We start from the raw sequence: 19,913 nt of genomic DNA, 5'->3' as shown, positions 1-19,913 counted from the left end.
GCCGGATCTTGATATCGGGGTGCATTTTGCTCATGACCCGAGCAAAACCGGTCCGAGTGTCCACGATGTCCTGAGACACACTGTCCACGATGTCTTGAGACAGAAACGTCCATTAAGTCATGAGACTCCACAGTGGCCATTCCGGGATCTTAAGGCCCAAAAGTGATAGCGCAACGGGGGTGCGTGCGGATTAGGAGACCTGGAGGCCGCCGTTGATGTCATAGGTGGCCGCGGTGATGTAACCCGCGTCCGGGCCGAGCAGGAAGGCGATCAGGGCCGCCACTTCCTCGCGGCTGCCGACCCGCCCCATCATGATGCCCTCAGACATCTGCGCCTTGCGTTCCTCGCTCAGGGTGCCGCCCATGATGTCGGTGTCGATGGGGCCTGGGGCGATGGCGTTGACCGTGACCCCGAACTCGCCCACCTCGCGGGCCAGGGCGCGGGTGAATCCGATGATCCCGGCCTTGGAGGCGCTGTAGGCGACCTTTGAGTAGGTGCCGCCGCCCCGCTGTGCCGAAATCGAGGAGATGCTCACGATCCGGCCGAGCTTGCGCTCGATCATGCCTTTGAGCACGCGCTGGGAAACGATGAAGGATCCGCGCATGTTGATGGCGAAGACCTTGTCCCATTCCTCGACCGTGGTGTCCATGAACGGCGTCGGGGAACTGATGCCGGCCAGGTTGGCCAGCGCGACGATCGGGGGCAGCGAGCCCTCGATCTCGGTGATGGCCCGGTCAACCGACGCGGCGTCGGAGACGTCCGCACCGACGCCGATGGCCTTGACCGCACGGTTGGAACCGATTTCGGCGGCAGCGGCGCTGGCGTCCTCGGCATTGATGTCCAGGATTGCGATGGACCAGCCCTCGCTGGCCAGGCGGTCGGCGGCGGCACGGCCGATGCCGCGGGCTGACGCGGCTCCGGTCAGGACCACGGTGCGTTCAGTGGGGAACGGGGTAATTGATGTCATGACGAAGATTCCTTCGGGGGTTTCGGATCAGGATACTTTGGCCGGGTCGACGGCGGCAGCCGCTGCGACCGCGGGGTCAAGGCTGGCGTCGCCTTCGGGGCGCCGGCGGGCGTACAGGTAGGTGGCCACGGCCGTGATGCACAGGCACAGGGACAGGAACAGGAGCCCGCTCTGGTTGCTTCCGGTGGCGTCCTTGAGGAGGCCGACCGCGTACGGGGAGATGAAGCCGCCGAGGTTTCCGAGGGAGTTCACCAGGGCCAGCCCGGAAGCGGCAGCCGCACCGGTCAGTGCCGCGGAGGGCATCGAGAGGAAGGGGGCGATCGCCCCGTAGATCCCCATGGCGGAGAGCGTCAGACCGACCATCGCGAGGAACGGGTTGACCGGGAGCAGGTAGCCGGCGGCCACGAGTCCGACGCCCGCAAGCACCATGCTGACCGAGGCGTGCCAGGCACGCTTGCCGGTCCGGTCCGCGCGCTTGCTCCAGAAGTAGACGAATACTGCGGCCACGGCATAGGGGATGAAGACGATGAAGCCGACCTCTGCCGTGGAGAACTTGCCCAGGGCCGCGACGATGGTGGGCATCCACAGGCCCAGGCCGTAAATCCCGCACACCAGGCCGAAGTACAGGGCGGAGTAGACCAGGGTGCGCTTGTCCTTGAGCCCGGCCATGAAGTTGTGCTTGCCCGACTGGGACTTGGCGGCCAGTTCGGCGTCCATGGTGGCGGTGAGCCAGTTGCGCTCGTCGGCTTCGAGCCATTTGGCGTCCCGCGGACGGTCCGTCATGAGGATGGGTGTCAGCAGGCCGAGGGCGATCGCCGGGATGCCTTCGATGATGTAGAGCCACTGCCAGCCCTGGAGGCCCATGACGCCGTCCATCTGCAGCAGGAGCCCGGACACCGGGGCACCGAGCGCGTTGGATACGGGCTGGGCAAGGATGAAGATGCCCAGCACGGTGACGCGCTGCGCGGCAGGGAACCACAGCGTCAGGTAGAACAGGATCGCCGGGAAGAACCCGGCCTCGGCGGCACCGAGCAGGAACCGGACGATGTAATACGTGGTTTCACCGTTCACCAGGCACATGGCGGTGGCGAAGATGCCCCACGTGATCAGGATGCGGGCCAGCCATTTCCGGGCTCCGAACCGGTACATGCCGGCGTTGCTGGGAACCTCCAGGAGGGCGTAGCCAAGGAAGAAGATGCCGGCGCCCAGACCGTAGGCAGCGGAGTTCAGGCCGATGTCCTCGCTCATGGTGAGTTTGGCGAATCCGACGTTGTTGCGGTCCAGGTAGGCAACGAAGTAGAGCAGGACAATCAGGGGCATGACGCGGCGGCGGACCTTGCGGAGCGTGCGGTCGCCCAGTTCGCCGAGTCCGAAGGACTTGGGGGTTAATGAAGTCATCATCGACCTTCTTAAGTGTTTTCCTGCCCTGCGGCTGTGCCGGGTGAGGAAAGCGGTGGATTGGGGTGGTCATCCTGCCCGCCTGGAAGCGCGTGCTGCAGGATACTTGTTGAGTCAGATGTCAGACATCTGATTCAGGAACTAGCCAAAATCTTAGAATGTGATTCGGATTACGTCAAGAGTCCGGAAGCGGACGTCAGGACTTGGCGCCCCGGACGTAGCGTTCGTAGTCCGCATTGGTCTGGTCCATGTGCTCATCCATTGCCTGCCGCGAGCGCTCGGCGTCGCCGCTGAGAATGCTGTCCAGGACCCGCTGGTGGTAATCGATGGCGTGCTGCTGGATCACCTCGACGGCCGACGTTTCGCGCCGGGTCACGTACAGCAGCTGGCCCAGCTGGGCGAACAGGGCCCGGACAAAGGGGTTGCCGGACGCCTTCAGGACGGCGTCGTGGAAACCAATGTCCGCCTCCACGAAGCGGTCCAGGTCGCCGGAGTCGTGGAAGCGCTTCATGTCCGCGATGCACTCGCGCATGCGCTCGGCCTGCTCCGGGGTATAGCGTTTGGCGGCGAGCGCCGCGGCCCCGGTCTCCACCATGCGGCGCATCTCAATCAGTCCCACCGAGACCTGGTCGGCCGCATTGCCGTGGGAGGCTGCCTTGAAGATCGCGTCCAGGCCGGTCCAGTTGTCCGTGGGATTGACGAACGTTCCCCGGCCGGCCTTCACATAGAGGATGTTTTGCGCCCGGAGGGCTTTGAGGGCCTCACGCACGGTGAGCCGGCTGACGCCGTAGGCCTTGGCGATGTCGGCCTCGGGCGGAATCGGGTTGTGGGGCAGGAGCTTTCCGTCAAGGATTTCGGTCAGCAGGCCGTCGACGAGATCGTCGACCAGTGTCCTGCGGCCCATCCCAGTTCCCACCTTCAGTCTCGTTTCGTGCTGCCATCCACATTACCCATGTCCGGGTGCGCAGCCATGTAGGCGTCGAGCTTGGCAAGCGTCTGTTCCAAATTGACCGGATGGCGGCGCAGGTAGCCGGCCAGCCGGAGAAAGCTCTTTCCACGGACCCGCCGCGCGTCCCATTGCTCGGTCACCAGCGTGCCGGGGGTACCGTCCGGGCCTGTGGCCGGATCCAGCAGGTAGCGCCACACGTGGCCGTAGAAGTGCCGCCACGCGATCCGGTGGCCTTCCTCGAACTCGCAGACCCTGTTCAGGATCTTGTAGTTCACCCGCATGCGCATTTGCATGCCGAACCTGGCGCCGAGGTACAGCCGTCCGGGCCCGCGCGGCTGGGCGCCCTTGACCGTGTCCGAGCCATCGATCACGCTGTGCAGGGCAGGCGTGGCGAGCACCTCGAAGATGGCTTCGGGGGCGGCGGCGATGTACCGGCTACGGGACACGAGATAGCGGGGATTCATCTAGTAATCCTAGTCCGCGATCGTGTTGCAGAATGAGGCATGCAGACTTCCCGCAACCCCCTTCGCGGCCGGCCGCGCATCGGCGTTCCCGTCCGCCTCAGCAGTTCCTCCGATCCCGACCCGCGCGTGGCGGAAGCCAACGCATTGTTCGAGTACATCGTGGGGCTGCTGCGCGAGGGCGGCGGCGAACCGGTGCTGCTCGACGCTTCGGGGCCTGACGACGGCGGCCTCGCCGCGGCGATGGCCTGCCTTGACGGCGTCGTCCTTCCCGGCGGCGGCGACCTCGACCCCGCCCTCTACGGCGAGCTGCGCGGTGACGTCTGCTATGACGTCAGCCCTGCCCAGGACGCGCTGGATCTCGCCGTGGCGCGTCTTGCGATCGACGCCGGGCTGCCTGTGTTCGGCATCTGCCGCGGGCAGCAGCTGCTCAATGTGCTTTACGGCGGGACGCTCGTCCAGGACATGGCGCCGGGGACGGTGGCGCACCGCGAGCCCGCGCCGGTGCACGGGGCCGGCCCGTGGGCCTGGCATGAGGTGGCGGTGCGGGCCGGCTCCAGGGTGGCCGCGCTCTACGGCGGCGGTTCCGGTGCCGTGAACGTGAAGATCGCCTCCGGTCACCATCAGGCCGTGGCCCGGGTGGCCGGAGGGTTGCAGGTGACGGCCGTGGCCGAGGACGGGACCGTCGAGGCGCTGGAGGATCCGGAGCGCTGGGTGGCCTCGGTCCAGTGGCACCCCGAGGCCCTGGAGCTCCCGGCCGGGGAGCGGCTCGCGCCGTTCCGGGCCTTCGTCGAGGCGTGCCGCACCCGGCCCTGAGCCGGACGCCCCGGTCCGTAATCAGCTGCCGACGCTCACCGTCACCTTGACCGGGGCACCGGTGGCCAGCGATTCCTGGGCGGCATCGGCAACCCGGGAGGCCGCGACGGCGTCTTCCGGAGTGCATGGATTCTCCCGGCGGCCAAGGATCAGTTCGACGAACGCCTCCATTTCGGAGCGGTACGCCGTCTCGAACCGCTCGGCAAACGTCAGATGCGGCTTCCCCGCGGGGAAAGCGATCCCCGCTTCGGCGGAGGCCAGCGCCGTCTTGTCGTCCAGGCCCACCATCAGCGAGCCGCGGGAGCCCTGGATTTCCAGCCGGACATCATGGCCCGCCCCGTTGTAGCGGGTCGCCGAAACCGTTCCCACGGTGCCGTCGTCGAACGTCACCAGCGCGAGGGCCGTGTCCACATCGCCGGCCGCACCGATGGCCGGATCCCCGTTGTTGGAGCCCTTGGCGTAGACCTCGACGATTTCGCGGCCTGTGAGCCAGCGCAGGATGTCGAAATCGTGAACCGAGCAGTCACGGAAGAGCCCGCCGGAGCTGGCCAGGAACTCGACCGGGGGCGGCGTCATGTCGCAGGTGACGGCACGCAGGGAATGGATCCAGCCCAGCTCGCCGGCCTGGTAAGCGCGGCGGGCTTCCAGGTAGCCGGCGTCGAACCGGCGCTGATGCCCGATCTGCACCACGCCGTTCCGGTCCCGGATGTAGTCGAGCACCGGCAGGGCGTCGGCCACGTTCAGGGCCACGGGCTTTTCGCAAAACACCGGGATCCCGGCGTCCACGCCGGCCTTGATGAGCTCGGGGTGGGTTCCGGTTCCGGTGGCGATGACCAGGCCGTCCAGCCCCGAGGCCAGCAGCGCCTGGACCGAGGGCAGGAATTCGGCACCGAGACCGCGTGCCACCGTCCGGGCGTGCTCTTCGGCGACGTCGGTGAGGCGTAGGCGGACACGGATCCCTTGTGGGTTCAGGACCTCGTTGAGGGCGGCGATGTTGTTGGCGTGCATGACCCCGATCCGCCCAACGCCGGCGAGTCCAAGGATTACGTCTTTCATACTTCTACTCTCATGTTTGGTGCGGGCACGGTGAACGCCGCACGGAAGGCCTCCAGGGCCGCATAACTGTCGCCACTGGCCCACGCTTCCATGCCCACGGTTCCTTCGTAGCCTGCGTCCGCGAGCGCCCTGGCGACGGCCGCGTAGTTGATTTCCCCGGTTCCGGGTTCGCAACGGCCGGGAACGTCTGCCACCTGGATTTCGCCGAGGTATGGCAGGGCGGTCCGGACGAGCTCGACCAGGTTCCCCTCCCCCATTTGGGCGTGATAGAGATCCAGCATGAGCCTGGCGTTCGGGTGCCCGGCAGCCTGCACGAGCGCCAGGGTGTCCTTGGCCCGTGCCAGCGGGATGCCGGGGTGGTCCCGGATGGTGTTGAGGTTCTCGAGGCAGAACGTCACCCCGTACTGCTCACCGAGCTTCCCGAGCCGTTCCAGGGTCCGGGCGCCGGTGGCCCACATGTGTCCGCTGGAGCGGTAGACAGGCCGGGCCGCGTGGCCGTCGACGAGTTCCGCCGGGTGAACCACCAGCCGGCTGACGCCAAGTTCCAGGGCGGTGGGGATCAGGGACTCGGCGGTCCGCACCACCTCGTCCGCCGTGTCCGGATCCACGAGGCTGCCGGAGCTGTATCCGGTCATGGAGGAGAACACCGCCCCGGTGGCCTTGAGCGCGCCGATGTCCTTGGGCCGCGAGTCCCAGAGTTCGACGTCGAAGCCGGCCTCGTGGAGCCGGCGCACCCGCTCCGTGAACGGCAAGTCCGTAAAGACCATCTCAGCGCACACGGCGAGCCGCATCAGAGGACCACGTTCTCGTTGACGGCCACTGTGTTGACCGTTGCCGGGGTCCCCCGCTTGACGGACTCTATGCAGGCCAGCGCCACGGCCAGTGCGCGCCGGGCGTCGCTGGCTCCCGGAGTGAGAGTGAAGGGCTTCGACTCCGGAGCGGTACCGTCACGCCGGGCGCGCACGGCGTCGGCGAAGTCCGCCAGCTCGTCTGTATAGGCCTGCCGGAAGAGCTCGACGTTCAGCCGTGGGGTGTCGGCGGACATCCCCTCGGCGGTGAACCGGCGGGCGGCGGTTTCGGTGGCGCGGCCGGCCTGGACCATGCCCTTGGAGCCGAAAACCTCGCCGCGGATGTCGTAACCGTACAGTGCGCTGAAGTTCGCCTCGGCGACGGCGATCGCGCCGTTGCTGTAGCGGATGGTCACGACGGCGGTGTCCAGGAACCCCTGGTCCCGCAGTCCCGGCTCCACAAGCGCGTCGGCAACCGCATAGACCTCCACAGGTTCGGCGCCTTCGTTGAACCAGTTCAGGGTGTCGAAGTCGTGGATCAGGGTTTCGAGGAAGATGGTCCACGCGGGGATCCTTGCGGCGTGGCCGATGCTCCCCGTGCCCGGGTCCCGGGTCAGCGAACGAAGCAGTTGCGGCTGCCCCACGATTCCGGCGGCGAGGTCCTTCTTGGCCGCTTGGAAGTCTGCGGCGTACCTGCGGTTGAAGCCGATCTGGAAGTGCACCCCGGCGGCGTCGACGGCGTCAAGGGCCGCGTCGAGCTCCTCGAGCCCCTGACCGGCGGGCTTCTCGCAGAAGACGTGTTTTCCGGCCGCTGCGGCCTGGCCGATCAGGGCGGAATGGAAACGCGCGGGGCTGGCGATGACGACGGCGTCAATCGCCGGGTCGGCCAGGAGATCGGCAGCGTCGGCGGTCACCTTCGCGGTGCCCAGGGCGCCAGCCAGCGCCCCGGCAGATTCCAGGTTCGGATCCGCGATGGCGGCAAGGACGGCGCCGGGGACCCGGCGGGCAATGCTCTCGGCGTGGAAGGCGCCCATCCAGCCCGAGCCGATAAGTCCGATCCGCACGGGCAGTACGGCGTCGGAGGCGTTGCGGTTGAGATAAGCCAAAGGCTTGTCCTTTCAGGAGTTGGGGCGGCCGTTACCCGTAGGTCTTGCCGGTGGTCTGGGACACGTCGGCGACTTCGCCCTGGACTTCCTTGACGACGTCGCTGTGGCCGCCGAGTTGTTCGAGTTCGTGGGCGAGTTCGGCGAGTTCTGCGCCGCCGGCCATCTGGGCGGTGAGCTCGTCCAAGGTGATGTCCTTCTTGTCGTAATAGCCGATCGATTTTCCCCGTTTGAGCAGCAGGAACCGGTCCCCGACAGGGAAGGCGTGGTGCGGGTTGTGGGTGATGAAGATGACGCCGAGGCCGCGGTCGCGGGCCTGCAGGATGTAGCGGAGCACCACGCCGGACTGCTTCACGCCCAGTGCTGCGGTGGGCTCGTCCAGGATCAGGACCTTCGCGCCGAAGTACACGGCCCGGGCGATCGCGACACACTGGCGTTCACCGCCGGAGAGCTGGCCGATGGGCTGCTCGACGTCGCGCAGGTCGATGCCCATGGCGGCGAGTTCCTTGAGCGTGATGTCCTTCATCTTTTCGACGTCCATGCTCTTGAACGGGCCGAAGCCGCTCGTCAGTTCCGAGCCGAGGAAGAAGTTCCGCCAGATCGGCATCAAAGGCACCACGGCGAGGTCCTGGTAGACCGTGGCGATCCCGACGTCCAGGGCGTCCCGGGGGGAGCTGAACTTCCGCTCCTCCCCCATGATCTTCAGGACCCCGGCGTCGTGCTGGTGCAGGCCGGCGATGATCTTGATCAGCGTGGACTTGCCCGCACCGTTGTCGCCCAGCACGCAGGTGACGCGGCCGTTGTCCACCGCCATGGTGACCTCGGAGAGGGCGATGATGTTCCCGTAGTGCTTCCCGACCCCGTCGAGGGAGAGCAGGTGCACCGGGGTGTGGGTGAGGGGATCGTTTTCGTTCTGCAGCAGGGTCTGCTGGTCGATCTCTTTGGCATTCATGGTTCCGGGGCCCTTCTACTTCAGTTCCGCGCGGCGCTTGACGATGAGGTTGACGATGGTGGCCAGCAGCAGCATCAGGCCCAGGAAGAACTTGAACCAGTCCGGGTTCCACTGCGCGTAGACGATGCCCTTGTTGGCCATGCCGAAGATGAACGCGCCGATCGCGCCGCCGATCGCCGAGCCGTACCCGCCGGTGAGCAGGCAGCCGCCGATCACCGCGGCGATGATGTAGAGGAACTCGTTGCCCACGCCCTCACCGGACTGCACGGTGTCGAAGGCGAAGAGGTTGTGCATGCCCAGAATCCAGGCGCAGAACCCCACGGCCATGAACAAACCGATCTTGGTGGCCTTGACCGGCACGCCCACGGCGCGGGCCGCGTTCGCGTCCCCGCCCACGGCGAAGATCCAGTTCCCCACCCGGGTCCGCATCAGCACCCAGGTCGCGACCGCGACGAGCGCGAACCAGTAGAACACGGTGATCTTGATGTCGACGCCGCCGACGCTCACCGAGGAGGCGAACACCGCCCGGGCCGATGCGAAACCGTCCATGGTCGAGATCGAGGGCGAAGACACCGAGCCGCCGATCAGCCGGGTCAGGCCCAGGTTCAGGCCGGTCAGCATCAGGAACGTCGCCAGGGTGACGATGAAGGACGGCAGCTTGGTCTTGATCAGAATCCAGCCGTTGATGAACCCGACGGACAGGGAGACCACCAGGGCCAGCCCGACGCCGACCCAGACGTTCGTGGTGAAGTACCAGCTGAACAGCGACGCCGTCAGCGCCGAGGTGATCACGGCGACGCCGGTGGAGAGGTCGAACTCCCCGCCGATCATCAGCAAGGACACCCCCACCGCCATGATCCCGATCGTGGAGGACCCGTACAGGATGGTCGCCAGGGCACCGGGCTGGGTAAAGGTCGGGGACACCAACGCGAAGAAGATGAAGAGGACGATCGCGCCCACCAGGGCACCGACCTCGGGACGTCCGAGCAGTTTCTGGAACGGACTGCGCTTGGCGACGCGCTCATCGGGCGCCGGCGACTTTGTCTTGGTCTGGGTGATGGTCATGATAAGTCTCCTAGCCGCCGGGCCGGCCTGGGCCGGCCCGGCCAGCGGGCTGTTAGCGGACGCCCTGCTGGGCGAAGGTCAGGACATCGGCCGCATTGGATTTGTCGATGACCGCCGGGCCTGTCAGCACAGGCTGGCCGCCGCCGATCTTGAAGCCGCCGCGCTTGTTCTGCCAGATGGCGTCAACGGCTCCGTAGCCCTGCAGCCACGGCTGCTGGTCCACGGTGAACAGAACTGCACCATCCACGATCTTCTGGGCGAGCTCCGCGTTGAGGTCGAAACTGGCAACCTTGGCAGAGCTGCCGGCGTCAGTGACCGACTTGAGGAGAGTCAGGGTGATGGGGGCGCCGAGGCCGATGATGACGTCGGCGTCCTTGGAAGCCTGAAGCTTGGCAGTCGCGGTGGACTGAACGGAGGTCATATCCTTGCCGTCGACGTAAAGGATCTCCGTTCCGGGAACCTTCGCCTTGACGCCCGCGCACCGTGCTTCAAGTCCCACGTGGCCCTGTTCCTGAATCACGCAGACCGGGTGCTTGTAGCCGTCCGCGGCCAGCTTGGTGCCCACGGCTTGACCGGCGAGCTGCTCGTTGGAACCGAAGTGGGTGAATGCTCCGAGCTGGGAGGAGACCGATTCACCGGCGTTGAGGCTCACAATCGGGATGCCGGCGTCGGAGGCCTTCTTCAGGACGTCCTTGAGGGCTTCGGGCTTGGCGAGCGTGACCGCGATGCCGTCGACCTTCTGGTCAATGGCCTGCTGAATGAGCTGGGCCTGGCGCCCGGCTTCGGGATCGGACGTATAGAGGAGCTCAACGTTGTCCTTCGCCGATGCCTCCTCGGCGCCCTTGCGAACAATATCCCAGAAGGTGTCACCGGCTGCGGCGTGCGTGATAAGGGCGACCTTGATGCGGGAGGTGCTGGCTGCCTGGCCTCCGCCAGCCGCATTGCCTGAGTCTGCGGGCTTGCCGCCGGTGCTCGAACACGCGCTCAGGGCCAGCATGGGTACAACGGCCGCCACGAGGGTCGCCTTCCGCCACGAGAACTTGGTCACGATCAATCTCCTTTGATTCCGGGCCACGCCGGCCGCTTCATCGCGTCGGTCCATGAGCCATCTACAACCGATCATGGTGACTCCAATCACAGTTGTCAATAGTTTGTCCTGACATTAGGATGTTTGGACGTAACGAAGTGTGATCGGAATGTCCCATTCGCGGGGCTTGACGGGCCAGCGCCGACAGCCCGACCCCCGCAAACAAGGCCCGTCACAGCAGCCCTTGGCACCTCTTGGCAGCCCTGCTACTATCAGAAAAAGGCAGTATGTCCTATCAAGCGAACATACACTGACATACGCGGGCAGGCCGGCACGACGACCGCCGCGGAGCACAAGGGAGCATGCCCAGTGGCGAATCAACTGAATCTGCGGATCGACCGCTCTTCCCCGGTGCCGCTGTACCACCAAGTGGTCCAGGGCATCGAGGCAGCGATCCACACCGGGCTGCTGGAACCCGGCAGCAGGCTGGAAAACGAGATCGACCTGGCCGCCCAGCTGAACCTGTCCCGGCCCACGATGAGAAAAGCCATGGACGAGCTGGTCCGCTCGGGCCTCCTGGTCCGCAAGCGCGGCGTCGGCACCCAGGTGGTGTCCAGCCAGGTCCGCCGCCCGCTGGAACTCTCCAGCCTCTACGACGACCTGAGCAACAACGGCAGCAAGCCCACCACCGACGTGCTCAGCTTCTCGCATGAGGAGGCGGACGGCGCGATCCGGACGGCACTGCAGCTTCCGGCCGGCGCCAAGGTCTACCACTTCACCAGGCTCCGGAAAGTGGGCGGCAAGCCGCTGGCCCTGATGGAGAACTGGGTGCGGGACGACATCACCGCTATCGACGAGGCAAGCCTGGGCTCGCAGGGCCTCTACGCCATCCTCCGCAACGGCGGCGTGAACTTCCGGCTTGCCTCACAGCGGATCGGCGCCATGATCGCCAACGACTACCAGGCGCCGCTGCTCGAGACCACCCCCGGCTCCGCCCTGGTGACCATGGAGCGGACCGCGGTGGACGACACCGGACGCATGGTGGAAACCGGCCACCACGTCTACCGGGCGGATTCCTACAGCTTTGAGATGACGCTGGTTCAAAGATAGACGCTCCAACCGCGCACACACGCGCCTGCCTCCGGCGCGACAACGAAAGGGCAGCTTCCATGGCCAACTGGGTCTATCCGCTCGGCACCGCAGCCGAAGGCAAGTGGGACATTTCCATCGGGACGTCCGATTCCGGACTGGAGGTGGACGGCTGGGCGCATACCGGGCTGAAGGTTGCCACGCTCGCTGCCGGCGGCGCCGTCAGCCTGGACGCGGCGGCGGAGGAACGCATCGTGATCCCGCTCAACGGCTCTTTCGTAGCGACCGTCGACGGGCAGGACTATCCCCTGGCCGGCCGGGACAGCGTCTTCAGCGGCCCCAGCGATGTGCTCTACACCGGAGCCGGCAAGGCAGTAACCATCACCTCGGCCGACGGCGGACGCGTGGCAGTCGCCACCGCGCCGGCCAAAGCCTCCTACCCGACCCGCCTCATCACGGCCGCCGAGACGCCGGTGGAACTGCGCGGGGCGGGCAACTGCTCCCGCCAGGTCCACAACTTCGGCACCCCCGCCGCGCTGGAGGCGGACCGCTTCATTGTCTGCGAGGTCCTCACCCCCGCCGGCAACTGGTCCTCCTATCCCCCGCACAAGCACGACGAGGAAAAAGACGGCGAGACCAACCTCGAGGAGATCTACTACTTCGAAACCCGCGTCACGCCAGGGGCGCCGCAGCGGCCCGGCGCCGACGACGCCATCGGCTACCAGCGCGTCTACGCCTCCGACGAGCGGCCCATCGACGTTGCGGCCGAGGTCCGGACCGGCGACGTCGTTCTGGTGCCCTACGGCTGGCACGGACCCGCCATGGCCGCCCCCGGCTACGACATGTATTACCTCAACGTCATGGCCGGCCCTGGCCCGGTCCGCGACTGGCTCATCAGCGATGACCCGCACCACGGCTGGATCCGCCAGACCTGGGAGGGCCAGGACCTGGACCCGCGGCTGCCATTCGGCCGCTAGGCCGTTCGGCTGCTCAGGCGCTGACAGCTAGCCATTGAACGTGGCCGGGTGCGGTCCGGTGCGCCCGTTCCGCTCAAGGGCATTCACGGCCGCCAGTTCGCCCGCGGAAAGCTCAAAGCCGAACACCTCCAGGTTTTCCCGGATCCGGGCCGGCGTCACTGACTTCGGGATGACGATCCTCCCCTGCTGCAGGTGCCAGCGCAGAATGACCTGCGCCGGGGTTCTGCCGTGCCGCGCGGCGATCTCCGTGATGGCCGGATCCGCCAGCAGTGCCCCCTGGGCCAACGGACTCCAGGCCTCCGTCGCAATGCCCTGCGCCGCGTTGAACACCGTCACGGCGTGCTGCTGAAGGGCCGGGTGCAGCTCCACCTGGTTGACGGCCGGCACCGTTCCGCCCAGGTCGATGAGCCGCTGCAGGTGTCCCGGCTCGAAATTGGAGACGCCGATGGCCCTGACCCGGCCGTCGGCAAGGAGTTTCTCAAGGGCCAACCAGGAGTCGGCGTACCGGTCCGATGCCGGCGCCGGCCAGTGGATCAGGTAAAGATCCAGGTAGTCGAGACCCAGCTTGTCCAGGCTCGCGTCGAAGGCAGCAAGGGCCGGTTCGTAGCCGAGGTCGTCGATCCACAGCTTGGAGGTGATGAACAGCTCCTCCCGCGCGATCCCGGATTCCGCGAGCGCGCGGCCGGTTCCGGTCTCGTTTCCATAGATGGCGGCCGTGTCGATGCTCCGGTAACCGGCCGCGAGCGCCGCTGCTACCGCCTCGGTGGTCTCGGCGTCGGGAATCTGAAAGACGCCGAAGCCCAGCTGCGGCATCCGCACCCCGTTGTTGAGGACGATATGGGGCCTTGAGTTCATGGTGTCTCCTGTTGTTGTGGTCGGGCGGTCTGTTGTGTTCGAGCGGTCAGTTGTGGTCGGGCGGTCTGTTGTGGTCGGGCGGTCAGCGGGCAACGGCTGCAGCCTCGGTGACCGGAAGGTCTGTGCTGGTTTCCGCCGCTGCAACGGCGGGCACGGTTGATCCGCCGGTTCCCGGCAGGTCGGCGTCGTGCTTCTTTGCGTGAGCCGCGGCGAACGCCATCACTGCCAGGCCCAACAGGGTGATCCCGGCGCCGGCCCAGATGGGCGAGGTGTAGCCGAGGCCGGCGGTGATGGTGACGCCGCCCAGCCAGGCGCCCAGGGCATTGCCGACGTTGAATGCGCCGATGTTGGCGCCGGAGGCCAGGGTGGGAGCGCTGCTGGCGTATTTCATGACGCGCATCTGCAGTCCCGGAACCGTGGCGAAGCCGAAGCCGCCCAGCAACACCATGGAGGCGATGGTCAACGGCTGGTTGCCGGCGGTCAGGGCGAAGACCACGAGCACCACCACCAGAATGGCGAGCACTACCAGCAGGGTGCGGTCCACATTCTTGTCGGCCGCCTTGCCGCCCACGGTGTTGCCGATGAAGAGCCCGACGCCAAAGAGGATCAGCAGCCAAGGGACCGTGGTGGCGGAGAAGCCGGTGACCTCGGTGAGGGTGAAGGCGATGTAGGTGAAGGCGCCGAACATGCCGCCGTACCCAAGGATGGTGACGAGGATGGAGAGCCAGACCTGTCCGGACCGGAAGGCACGGAGCTCGCCGCGCAGACCGCCAGCGGCAGAATCAGAGGCAGAACCAGAGGCTGAATCTCCCGAACCTGTTCTGGGCACCAGGGCGAGGATGCCGGCCAGGGCGAGGACACCGATCACGGTGATCGCCCAGAACGTGGAGCGCCAGCCCGCGGCCTGGCCCAGCATGGTGCCGAACGGGACACCGAGCACATTCGCAGCCGTCAGGCCGGTGAACATGATCGCGATCGCACCCGCCTTCTTAGTGGGCGCCACCATGCTCGCGGCCACGACGGCGCCGATGCCGAAGAACGCGCCATGTGCGAGGGCGGCAATGATGCGGCCGATCATCATTACCGAGTAATCCGGCGCGAGCGCCGAGACGAGGTTGCCGGCGATGAAGAGCACCATCAGTACCGCCAGCACGGGCTTGCGTTCGAAGCGCGTCACGGCCGCGGTGAGGCCAAGCGCCCCGACCACGACGGCGAGCGCGTAGCCGGAGATGAGCCAGCCCGCGGTCGCCTCGGTGACGTGGAAGTCTGCGGCCACTTGCGGCAGCAGGCCCATGATGACGAACTCGGTGAGTCCGATGCCGAACCCGCCGAGGGCGAGGGCTATCAGGCCAACAGGCATGGAGGTGCTCCTTACAAAGCTGTACGGGATGGGGTATGGCGCGTAAGCTAGTAGTTGCAGACGCGTTATTTATTCTTGCACAAGCAGATACAGCGCGCAAGCAACTATTATTTGATGTGCCCGTCACCACCCCGCCGGGCACGCGAGTTGAAGGGAAACACGTGATGGGCATCAAGGACGACGCCGTCGAGGTCCGGGCGCAAGGCTGGCGGACCCTGGCGGCCCTGCACGGGCTGATCGAGGCCGAGCTGGAGCGGTCCTTGCAGGCCGAGGCGCAGCTCTCGGTCGTGGAGTACACCGTGCTGGACGCGCTGAGCCGGCAGGACGGCTGGCACATGCGGATGCAGCAGCTGGCCCGTGCCACGGCGTTGAGCGCGAGTGCCACCACGCGCCTGGTCAACCGGCTCGAGGACCGCGGGCTGCTGACCCGGATCCTGTGTGCGGATGACCGCCGCGGAATTTACACCGAGCTCACCCCCAGCGGCATCGCCCTGCTCGAGCAGAGCCGGCCGGTCCACGACGCCACGCTGGAGCGGGCGCTGGCCGAGGCCCAGGAGGTCCCCGAACTGGCGCCGCTGGTCGACGCCCTCCCCCGGCTGCACGCGGCCTAGCGCGGCAACCGCCTCGCGCGAGTACGCAGAAAGTACGCAGAAAGCCCCGCCGGGGACGAATCCCGGGCGGGGCTTGTGCGTGCAGGGCTTTCTTGACTGCGGCTAGACGGTGACCGGTTCCCTGGCGGCCGCCTGTTTGAAGAAGTGTTCCAGGTCCTCCAGGCTCTTGTCCTTGGTCTCCGGAATGTACTTCGCGGCAAAGGCGATGGCCCCGACGCCGAGCACAGCGAAGACGAAGAAGGTGCTGGACAGTCCGATCGCGGCGAGGAGCTGCGGGAAGCCGAAGCCAACCAGGAAGTTCACGATCCACAGCACGAAGGCCGAGGCGCCCATGCCCAGGCCGCGGATCTTCAGCGGGAAGATCTCTGAGAGCATCAGCCAGGTGACCGGTGAGATTGCACCTTGCTGGAAGGCCAGGAATGTCACGGTCAGGGCCAGGATAACGAAGCCCCGGGCGGGGCCCTCGGGGAGGATGAGAGAGAAGACGCCGATCAGGAACAGCGCCGTCGTGGTGCCGAGCTGGCCAGTGATGAGCATCCTCCGCCGTCCCACTTTGCCCAGCAGCCAGATGCCCAGAAACGTGGCGAGAACGGAGATGACCCCGTTGGCGATGTTGGCCGTGAGGGCCGCTTCGCGGCCGAATCCGGACTCGGCGAGGATCTGCGTGCCGTAGTACATGATCGAGTTGACGCCCGTGATCTGCTGGATGACCGCGAGCCCGATCCCCACCACGAAGATGTGCCGGAGCCACGGAACACTGAGGTCCTTCCAGGAGCCCATCTTGGCCTTGTAGTCCTCCACGGCCATGGCCTTGACTTCTTCAAATTCAGCCCTGGCCTCGGACTGGGAGCGGATCCGCTGCAGCACACTGAGGGTTTCGCCGAAGCTGCCCATCGATGCCAGCCAGCGCGGGCTTTCGGGCATGAAGTTCATGCCGACCCAGAGCGCGACCGCCGGCAGGGTTGCGATGACCAGCATCCAGCGCCAGATCCCGCCGGCCTCGCCGAAGCTGTTGCCGAGGTAGGCGTTGAACATGAAGGCCAGCAGCTGGCCCGTGACGATCATCAGCTCGTTTTGGGTGACAATTCGTCCGCGCCGGGCACTCGGTGAGACCTCGGCCAGGTACACCGGCACCGTCACCGAAGCCCCGCCCACGGCCAGGCCGAGGATCAGGCGTGCCAGGATCATCACCTCCGTGTTCGGCGCGAAGGTACACGCAAGGGTGCCGGCGAGGAACACCACGGCCAGCACCATGATCATTTTGCGCCGGCCGTGGCGGTCCGCCAGGCGCCCGCCGAAGAGGGCGCCAAAGGCCGCCCCGAACAGCAGCGAGGAGGTCACGAGCCCTTCGGTCAGTGGCGTGAGGCCCAGGTCCACCTGCATGTACGGCAAAGCGCCGTTGATCACGCCGGTGTCGTAGCCGAAGAGCAGTCCGCCGAAAGTGGAGACGATCGTCGCGGTCCGGAGGGCCCGTTTGTGGTTGACGGGCCGTGTCACCTCGGCGACGGGCGCCGTCATAGGCTCGCCTTCGCGACGCGCTGTTTCATGGTCTCCAGCTGGTACCGGGAGACGTCCGCGGCGTTGTCGTCCTCGGCGAAGACGCTGGAGACCATCACCGTATCTTCACGGTCCAGGAAGCCGATCTCCTGCAGGCCGCCGAAGAACTCGTCCCAGTTGACGTCGCCGTCGCCGATTTTCAGGTGCTGGTGCACGCGGACGGGGTTGCCGGGCGGGTTGGTGATGTAGCGCAGGCCGTGTGAGGCGTGGTGGTCCATCGTGTCGGCCACGTGGACCAGGCGCAGCTTGTCGCCCGCGGCCCGCATGATCTCCAGCGGTGCGTTCTTCATGTGGAAGCTGTGCGAGGCCACGTAGACCAGGCCAACATTCTTCGAGTTCAGCCCGCGGATCACGCGGATCGCGGCCAGGCCCTCCTCGACGAAGTCGTCCGGGTGCGGATCGATCAGCAGGTCGATCCCCTCCCGCTCGATGATGGGGAGCAGCTCCTCCATGGAGCGGTAGAAGGCCCGCTCGGATTCTTCGGCCTTCTCCGGCCGGCCGCTGAATTCGGTGTTCATGGTGCCAACGCCCAGGTCCACGGTGATCTGGATGGCGCGTTTCCAGTAGCGGACGGCCGCCTCGCGTGCGTCCTCGTCCGGGCCGGACCAGCGCAGCACGGGCAGCACCGACGCGATTTCGATTCCCGCGTCCTTGCAGGCCGCCTTCAGCTTGCCCACGAGCTCGTCGTCGGCCTTCGGGTGGTTGAAGAAGGGGATGAAATCGGCGTGCGGGGTCATCTGCATGTACTTGTAGCCGAGGTCGGCCACCACGCGCGGGAACTCGAGGAGTCCGTGGCTGTGGTGGAACGGCGTGGGATCTAGGGCGATTTTCACGGTGAACACTCCATTGTGGATCTGGCGGGCGTGCGGCCGGCCGGCACGTTCTTTGCAGTAGAAGGCGCCGGCCGGCGGGGTTTTAGCGGTACAGGGCGGGCTTGGCGTTGAGCTTCACGGCGACCTTTTCGCCGTTCTTCTGCGCCTCGACGCCGGCCTCGCAGCAGGCGGCCGTGGCGTAGCCGTCCCAGGCGGTGGGGCCGCCGATCTCATCGCGCAGGGCGGCGTCCACCCAGGACTGGATTTCGACGTCGTACGCCGCCCCGAAGCGTTCCTCGAAGCCGGGGGTGACGTGGCCGCCCCAGCGGCCGTTGCTGCGGGTGTACGGGCCTTTGTCGCCGCCGATGCTGACGATGCCGTCTTCGAAGGAGGCCTGGGTGGCCACCTCGTAGCCGAACTTCGCGTTGACGTAGATCTCGACGTCGGCCAGGACACCGGACTCGGTCTCGATCAGGACGTGCTGCGGGTCGTGCTGACCGGCCGGGGCGTTCCGTGTGGCCTTGCCGAGGCGGACCTGGACCGAGGTGATTTCCTCGCCGGTGAAGTAGCGGATGGCGTCGAATTCGTGGACCACGGAGTCGTTGATCAGCATCTCGTTGGTGAAGCCCGCCGGGGTGGTGGGGTTCCGGTGCTGGTGGTGCAGCATGAGCAGCTCACCGAGTTCGGAGTCGCGGATGATTTTGCCGAGGGCGGCGTATTCGGCGTCGAAGCGGCGCATGAAGCCGACCTGGATGCGCTTGTGGCCCAGCTCCCGCTCGGCTTCGACAATCTTCCAGGAGGATTCGGCATCCGGGGTGAGCGGCTTCTCGCAGAGGATCGGGATGTCCTTGGCGATCGCCTTGAGCAGGATGTCCTCGTGCAGGAAGCCGGGGGTGGCGATCAGGACGGCGTTGACGTCGCCGTTGTTGAGGGCCTCCTCGGCGTCGGCGAGGGCGACGGCGCCGGGGATGCCTTCGATGGCGGCCTGGGCACGGGCGAGGTCGACGTCGACGACGGCGGCAACTTCGGCGCCGTGGATGCGGGTGTTGAGCCGCTGGATGTGGTCTGCGCCCATACGGCCGGCGCCGATGACAGCTACGCGGAGGGTCTTGGTCATGATCTTGTCCTCAGTTCTAGTTGACGGCGGTGCGGGAGCCGCAGGAGAGCAGGTAGTTCCGGGTGCGCTTGGCGATCGGCATCGGGACGTCGAAGGCCACGGGATACATGTCCTGTTCCACAATGCCAAAGATCGGCCGGTTGAGCGCCTCCACGGCTTCGATGACGGCGCGCAGGTCCGGCAGCCCGTTCGGCGGCTCGGTCATCACGCCGGCCAGGTTGGCGGCGGCCCACGTCATGTTTTCCTCGTTGACCTTTTTGAGGATGTCCGGGTTGATCTGCTTGAGGTGCAGGTAGCCGATCCGGTCCGGATAGTTCTTGATCAGGTCGAGGCTGGAGGCCCCGCAGTATTCGGCGTGGCCGGTATCCAGGCAGAGGTTGAGGTACTTCGGGTCCGTGGCCGCGAGCAGGGTTTCGATGTCCTCCTGCGCGCCGACGTGGGAGTCGGCGTGCGAGTGGAACTGCTGCTTCAGGCCGAAATCCTCCAAGAGGGTCTTGCCCATGCGGTTGTGGCCGGAGAACAGGTCGCTCCACGCCTTCTCGGTGAGCGTGCCGCTCTCGACGGGCTCGCCGGTGACGTCGTCGCGCCACATCGCGGGAATGACCACGATGTGTTCGCCTCCCATGGCTGCCGTGAGTTCGGCGACCTTGCGGGCCGGCTCCCAGGCTTCGTCGTACTGATGGGCCCCGCGGTGGAATGCGGTGAACACGGTGCCGGCTGAGATCTTGAGGTCGCGCTGCTTGAGCTCTTCGGCGAGACGGGCCGGATCGGTGGGGAGGTAGCCATAGGGGCCAAGTTCGATCCACTTGTAGCCGGATTCGGCGACCTCGTCGAGGAAGCGTTCCCACGGGGTCTGCTGGGGGTCATCCGGGAACCAGACGCCCCAGGAGTCCGGCGCGGTGCCGATGATCAGCTTGTTCTCTGTCATTTCCATTCCTTCTCATCGAGTGCTC

20 protein-coding genes are annotated in these 19,913 nt (G+C 66.5%); 4 read left to right on the top strand and 16 right to left on the bottom strand.

Translation table 11 applies throughout. The features are described 5' to 3' along the window. Positions 1–190: 190 nt before the first annotated feature. The 4 genes from AC1DHX_RS07945 to AC1DHX_RS07930 all read right to left on the bottom strand — a co-directional run bounded on the left by AC1DHX_RS07945 (position 191) and on the right by AC1DHX_RS07930 (position 3,778). On the bottom strand, positions 191–967 hold the full coding sequence (locus AC1DHX_RS07945) for an SDR family NAD(P)-dependent oxidoreductase (RefSeq protein WP_018775918.1): 777 nt from the start codon (positions 965–967) through the stop codon (positions 191–193). A 27-nt stretch (positions 968–994) separates the two neighbouring features. After that, positions 995–2,368, bottom strand: a complete 1,374-nt coding sequence (locus AC1DHX_RS07940) for an MFS transporter (RefSeq protein WP_476851305.1) — start codon at positions 2,366–2,368, stop codon at positions 995–997. Positions 2,369–2,561: 193 nt separating this feature from the next. Next, the gene (locus AC1DHX_RS07935) at positions 2,562–3,269 is read right to left on the bottom strand and encodes a FadR/GntR family transcriptional regulator (RefSeq protein ID WP_079550394.1); all 708 of its coding nucleotides are present in this window, start codon (positions 3,267–3,269) and stop codon (positions 2,562–2,564) included. 14 nt (positions 3,270–3,283) lie between these two features. After that, on the bottom strand, positions 3,284–3,778 hold the full coding sequence (locus AC1DHX_RS07930; protein WP_223914246.1) for an SRPBCC family protein: 495 nt from the start codon (positions 3,776–3,778) through the stop codon (positions 3,284–3,286). Positions 3,779–3,817: 39 nt separating this feature from the next. On the opposite strand from AC1DHX_RS07930, the gene AC1DHX_RS07925 reads away from it, so the two are divergent. Further along, positions 3,818–4,591, top strand: coding sequence for a gamma-glutamyl-gamma-aminobutyrate hydrolase family protein (locus tag AC1DHX_RS07925; protein WP_476860170.1), 774 nt, complete (start codon positions 3,818–3,820; stop codon positions 4,589–4,591). A gap of 21 nt (positions 4,592–4,612) precedes the next feature. Here the strand turns inward: AC1DHX_RS07925 and AC1DHX_RS07920 are convergent, their stop codons facing one another. Genes AC1DHX_RS07920 through AC1DHX_RS07895 form a run of 6 tightly spaced genes read right to left on the bottom strand, consistent with a single transcriptional unit; the run spans position 4,613 to position 10,603 of the window. Then, a complete protein-coding gene (locus AC1DHX_RS07920; RefSeq protein ID WP_476860169.1) occupies positions 4,613–5,647 on the bottom strand; it encodes a Gfo/Idh/MocA family oxidoreductase in 1,035 nt (344 codons plus the stop codon). Next, positions 5,644–6,438 carry a TIM barrel protein gene (locus AC1DHX_RS07915; protein WP_476860168.1) on the bottom strand — a complete coding sequence of 265 codons (795 nt, stop codon included), beginning with the start codon at positions 6,436–6,438 and terminating at the stop codon, positions 5,644–5,646. The genes AC1DHX_RS07920 and AC1DHX_RS07915 overlap by 4 nt, the downstream gene beginning before the upstream one ends. Further along, complete coding sequence (locus AC1DHX_RS07910) at positions 6,438–7,541, bottom strand: Gfo/Idh/MocA family oxidoreductase (RefSeq protein ID WP_476851301.1); 1,104 nt, start codon at positions 7,539–7,541, stop codon at positions 6,438–6,440. The genes AC1DHX_RS07915 and AC1DHX_RS07910 overlap by 1 nt, the downstream gene beginning before the upstream one ends. Positions 7,542–7,572: 31 nt before the next feature. Further along, positions 7,573–8,490 carry an ATP-binding cassette domain-containing protein gene (locus tag AC1DHX_RS07905; protein ID WP_476851300.1) on the bottom strand — a complete coding sequence of 306 codons (918 nt, stop codon included), beginning with the start codon at positions 8,488–8,490 and terminating at the stop codon, positions 7,573–7,575. A 15-nt stretch (positions 8,491–8,505) separates the two neighbouring features. Next, a complete protein-coding gene (locus AC1DHX_RS07900; protein WP_028275613.1) occupies positions 8,506–9,555 on the bottom strand; it encodes an ABC transporter permease in 1,050 nt (349 codons plus the stop codon). Positions 9,556–9,607: 52 nt separating this feature from the next. Continuing rightward, complete coding sequence (locus AC1DHX_RS07895) at positions 9,608–10,603, bottom strand: substrate-binding domain-containing protein (RefSeq protein ID WP_028275612.1); 996 nt, start codon at positions 10,601–10,603, stop codon at positions 9,608–9,610. A 348-nt stretch (positions 10,604–10,951) separates the two neighbouring features. On the opposite strand from AC1DHX_RS07895, the gene AC1DHX_RS07890 reads away from it, so the two are divergent. Beyond that, positions 10,952–11,692, top strand: a complete 741-nt coding sequence (locus tag AC1DHX_RS07890; protein ID WP_223914252.1) for a GntR family transcriptional regulator — start codon at positions 10,952–10,954, stop codon at positions 11,690–11,692. Between the two features lie 59 nt (positions 11,693–11,751). Further along, complete coding sequence (gene iolB, locus AC1DHX_RS07885) at positions 11,752–12,648, top strand: 5-deoxy-glucuronate isomerase (protein WP_476860167.1); 897 nt, start codon at positions 11,752–11,754, stop codon at positions 12,646–12,648. 27 nt (positions 12,649–12,675) lie between these two features. On the opposite strand, the gene AC1DHX_RS07880 is transcribed toward iolB, so the two are convergent. Both AC1DHX_RS07880 and AC1DHX_RS07875 read right to left on the bottom strand, forming a co-directional pair. Beyond that, entirely contained in the window at positions 12,676–13,503 is an 828-nt protein-coding gene (locus AC1DHX_RS07880) for an aldo/keto reductase (RefSeq protein WP_476857106.1), read from the bottom strand. Between the two features lie 82 nt (positions 13,504–13,585). Beyond that, positions 13,586–14,863: an MFS transporter gene (locus AC1DHX_RS07875; protein ID WP_476860166.1), complete on the bottom strand. Its 1,278-nt coding sequence runs from the start codon at positions 14,861–14,863 to the stop codon at positions 13,586–13,588. Positions 14,864–15,027: 164 nt separating this feature from the next. On the opposite strand from AC1DHX_RS07875, the gene AC1DHX_RS07870 reads away from it, so the two are divergent. Continuing rightward, a complete protein-coding gene (locus AC1DHX_RS07870) occupies positions 15,028–15,474 on the top strand; it encodes a MarR family winged helix-turn-helix transcriptional regulator (protein ID WP_476860175.1) in 447 nt (148 codons plus the stop codon). 102 nt (positions 15,475–15,576) lie between these two features. On the opposite strand, the gene AC1DHX_RS07865 is transcribed toward AC1DHX_RS07870, so the two are convergent. The 4 genes from AC1DHX_RS07865 to AC1DHX_RS07850 all read right to left on the bottom strand — a co-directional run bounded on the left by AC1DHX_RS07865 (position 15,577) and on the right by AC1DHX_RS07850 (position 19,888). After that, positions 15,577–16,992, bottom strand: a complete 1,416-nt coding sequence (locus AC1DHX_RS07865; RefSeq protein WP_476860165.1) for a sugar porter family MFS transporter — start codon at positions 16,990–16,992, stop codon at positions 15,577–15,579. Beyond that, a complete protein-coding gene (locus tag AC1DHX_RS07860; RefSeq protein WP_476851295.1) occupies positions 16,989–17,864 on the bottom strand; it encodes a sugar phosphate isomerase/epimerase family protein in 876 nt (291 codons plus the stop codon). Before AC1DHX_RS07860 ends, AC1DHX_RS07865 begins: the two co-directional genes overlap by 4 nt. An 82-nt stretch (positions 17,865–17,946) precedes the next feature. Continuing rightward, positions 17,947–18,960: a Gfo/Idh/MocA family protein gene (locus AC1DHX_RS07855; protein WP_476857103.1), complete on the bottom strand. Its 1,014-nt coding sequence runs from the start codon at positions 18,958–18,960 to the stop codon at positions 17,947–17,949. 16 nt (positions 18,961–18,976) lie between these two features. Continuing rightward, positions 18,977–19,888, bottom strand: coding sequence for a sugar phosphate isomerase/epimerase family protein (locus AC1DHX_RS07850; protein ID WP_476860164.1), 912 nt, complete (start codon positions 19,886–19,888; stop codon positions 18,977–18,979). Positions 19,889–19,913: the final 25 nt, after the last annotated feature.

It is taken from the genome of Arthrobacter sp. 05N33_2 (genome assembly GCF_056397425.1).
The sequence above is the reverse complement of the archived record's forward strand: the minus strand, read 5'-3'. Positions and strand labels throughout refer to the sequence as shown.

Coding starts and splice junctions, on each gene's coding strand:
- AC1DHX_RS07875 (WP_476860166.1), bottom strand. CDS start 14,863: ATGCCTGTTGGCCTGATAGCCCTCGCCCTCGGCGGGTTCGGCATCGGA.
- AC1DHX_RS07905 (WP_476851300.1), bottom strand. CDS start 8,490: ATGAATGCCAAAGAGATCGACCAGCAGACCCTGCTGCAGAACGAAAAC.
- AC1DHX_RS07855 (WP_476857103.1), bottom strand. CDS start 18,960: ATGACCAAGACCCTCCGCGTAGCTGTCATCGGCGCCGGCCGTATGGGC.
- AC1DHX_RS07945 (WP_018775918.1), bottom strand. CDS start 967: ATGACATCAATTACCCCGTTCCCCACTGAACGCACCGTGGTCCTGACC.
- AC1DHX_RS07940 (WP_476851305.1), bottom strand. CDS start 2,368: ATGATGACTTCATTAACCCCCAAGTCCTTCGGACTCGGCGAACTGGGC.
- AC1DHX_RS07865 (WP_476860165.1), bottom strand. CDS start 16,992: ATGACGGCGCCCGTCGCCGAGGTGACACGGCCCGTCAACCACAAACGG.
- AC1DHX_RS07920 (WP_476860169.1), bottom strand. CDS start 5,647: ATGAAAGACGTAATCCTTGGACTCGCCGGCGTTGGGCGGATCGGGGTC.
- AC1DHX_RS07915 (WP_476860168.1), bottom strand. CDS start 6,438: ATGCGGCTCGCCGTGTGCGCTGAGATGGTCTTTACGGACTTGCCGTTC.
- AC1DHX_RS07850 (WP_476860164.1), bottom strand. CDS start 19,888: ATGACAGAGAACAAGCTGATCATCGGCACCGCGCCGGACTCCTGGGGC.
- AC1DHX_RS07880 (WP_476857106.1), bottom strand. CDS start 13,503: ATGAACTCAAGGCCCCATATCGTCCTCAACAACGGGGTGCGGATGCCG.
- AC1DHX_RS07925 (WP_476860170.1), top strand. CDS start 3,818: ATGCAGACTTCCCGCAACCCCCTTCGCGGCCGGCCGCGCATCGGCGTT.
- AC1DHX_RS07935 (WP_079550394.1), bottom strand. CDS start 3,269: ATGGGCCGCAGGACACTGGTCGACGATCTCGTCGACGGCCTGCTGACC.
- AC1DHX_RS07930 (WP_223914246.1), bottom strand. CDS start 3,778: ATGAATCCCCGCTATCTCGTGTCCCGTAGCCGGTACATCGCCGCCGCC.
- AC1DHX_RS07870 (WP_476860175.1), top strand. CDS start 15,028: ATGGGCATCAAGGACGACGCCGTCGAGGTCCGGGCGCAAGGCTGGCGG.
- iolB (WP_476860167.1), top strand. CDS start 11,752: ATGGCCAACTGGGTCTATCCGCTCGGCACCGCAGCCGAAGGCAAGTGG.
- AC1DHX_RS07900 (WP_028275613.1), bottom strand. CDS start 9,555: ATGACCATCACCCAGACCAAGACAAAGTCGCCGGCGCCCGATGAGCGC.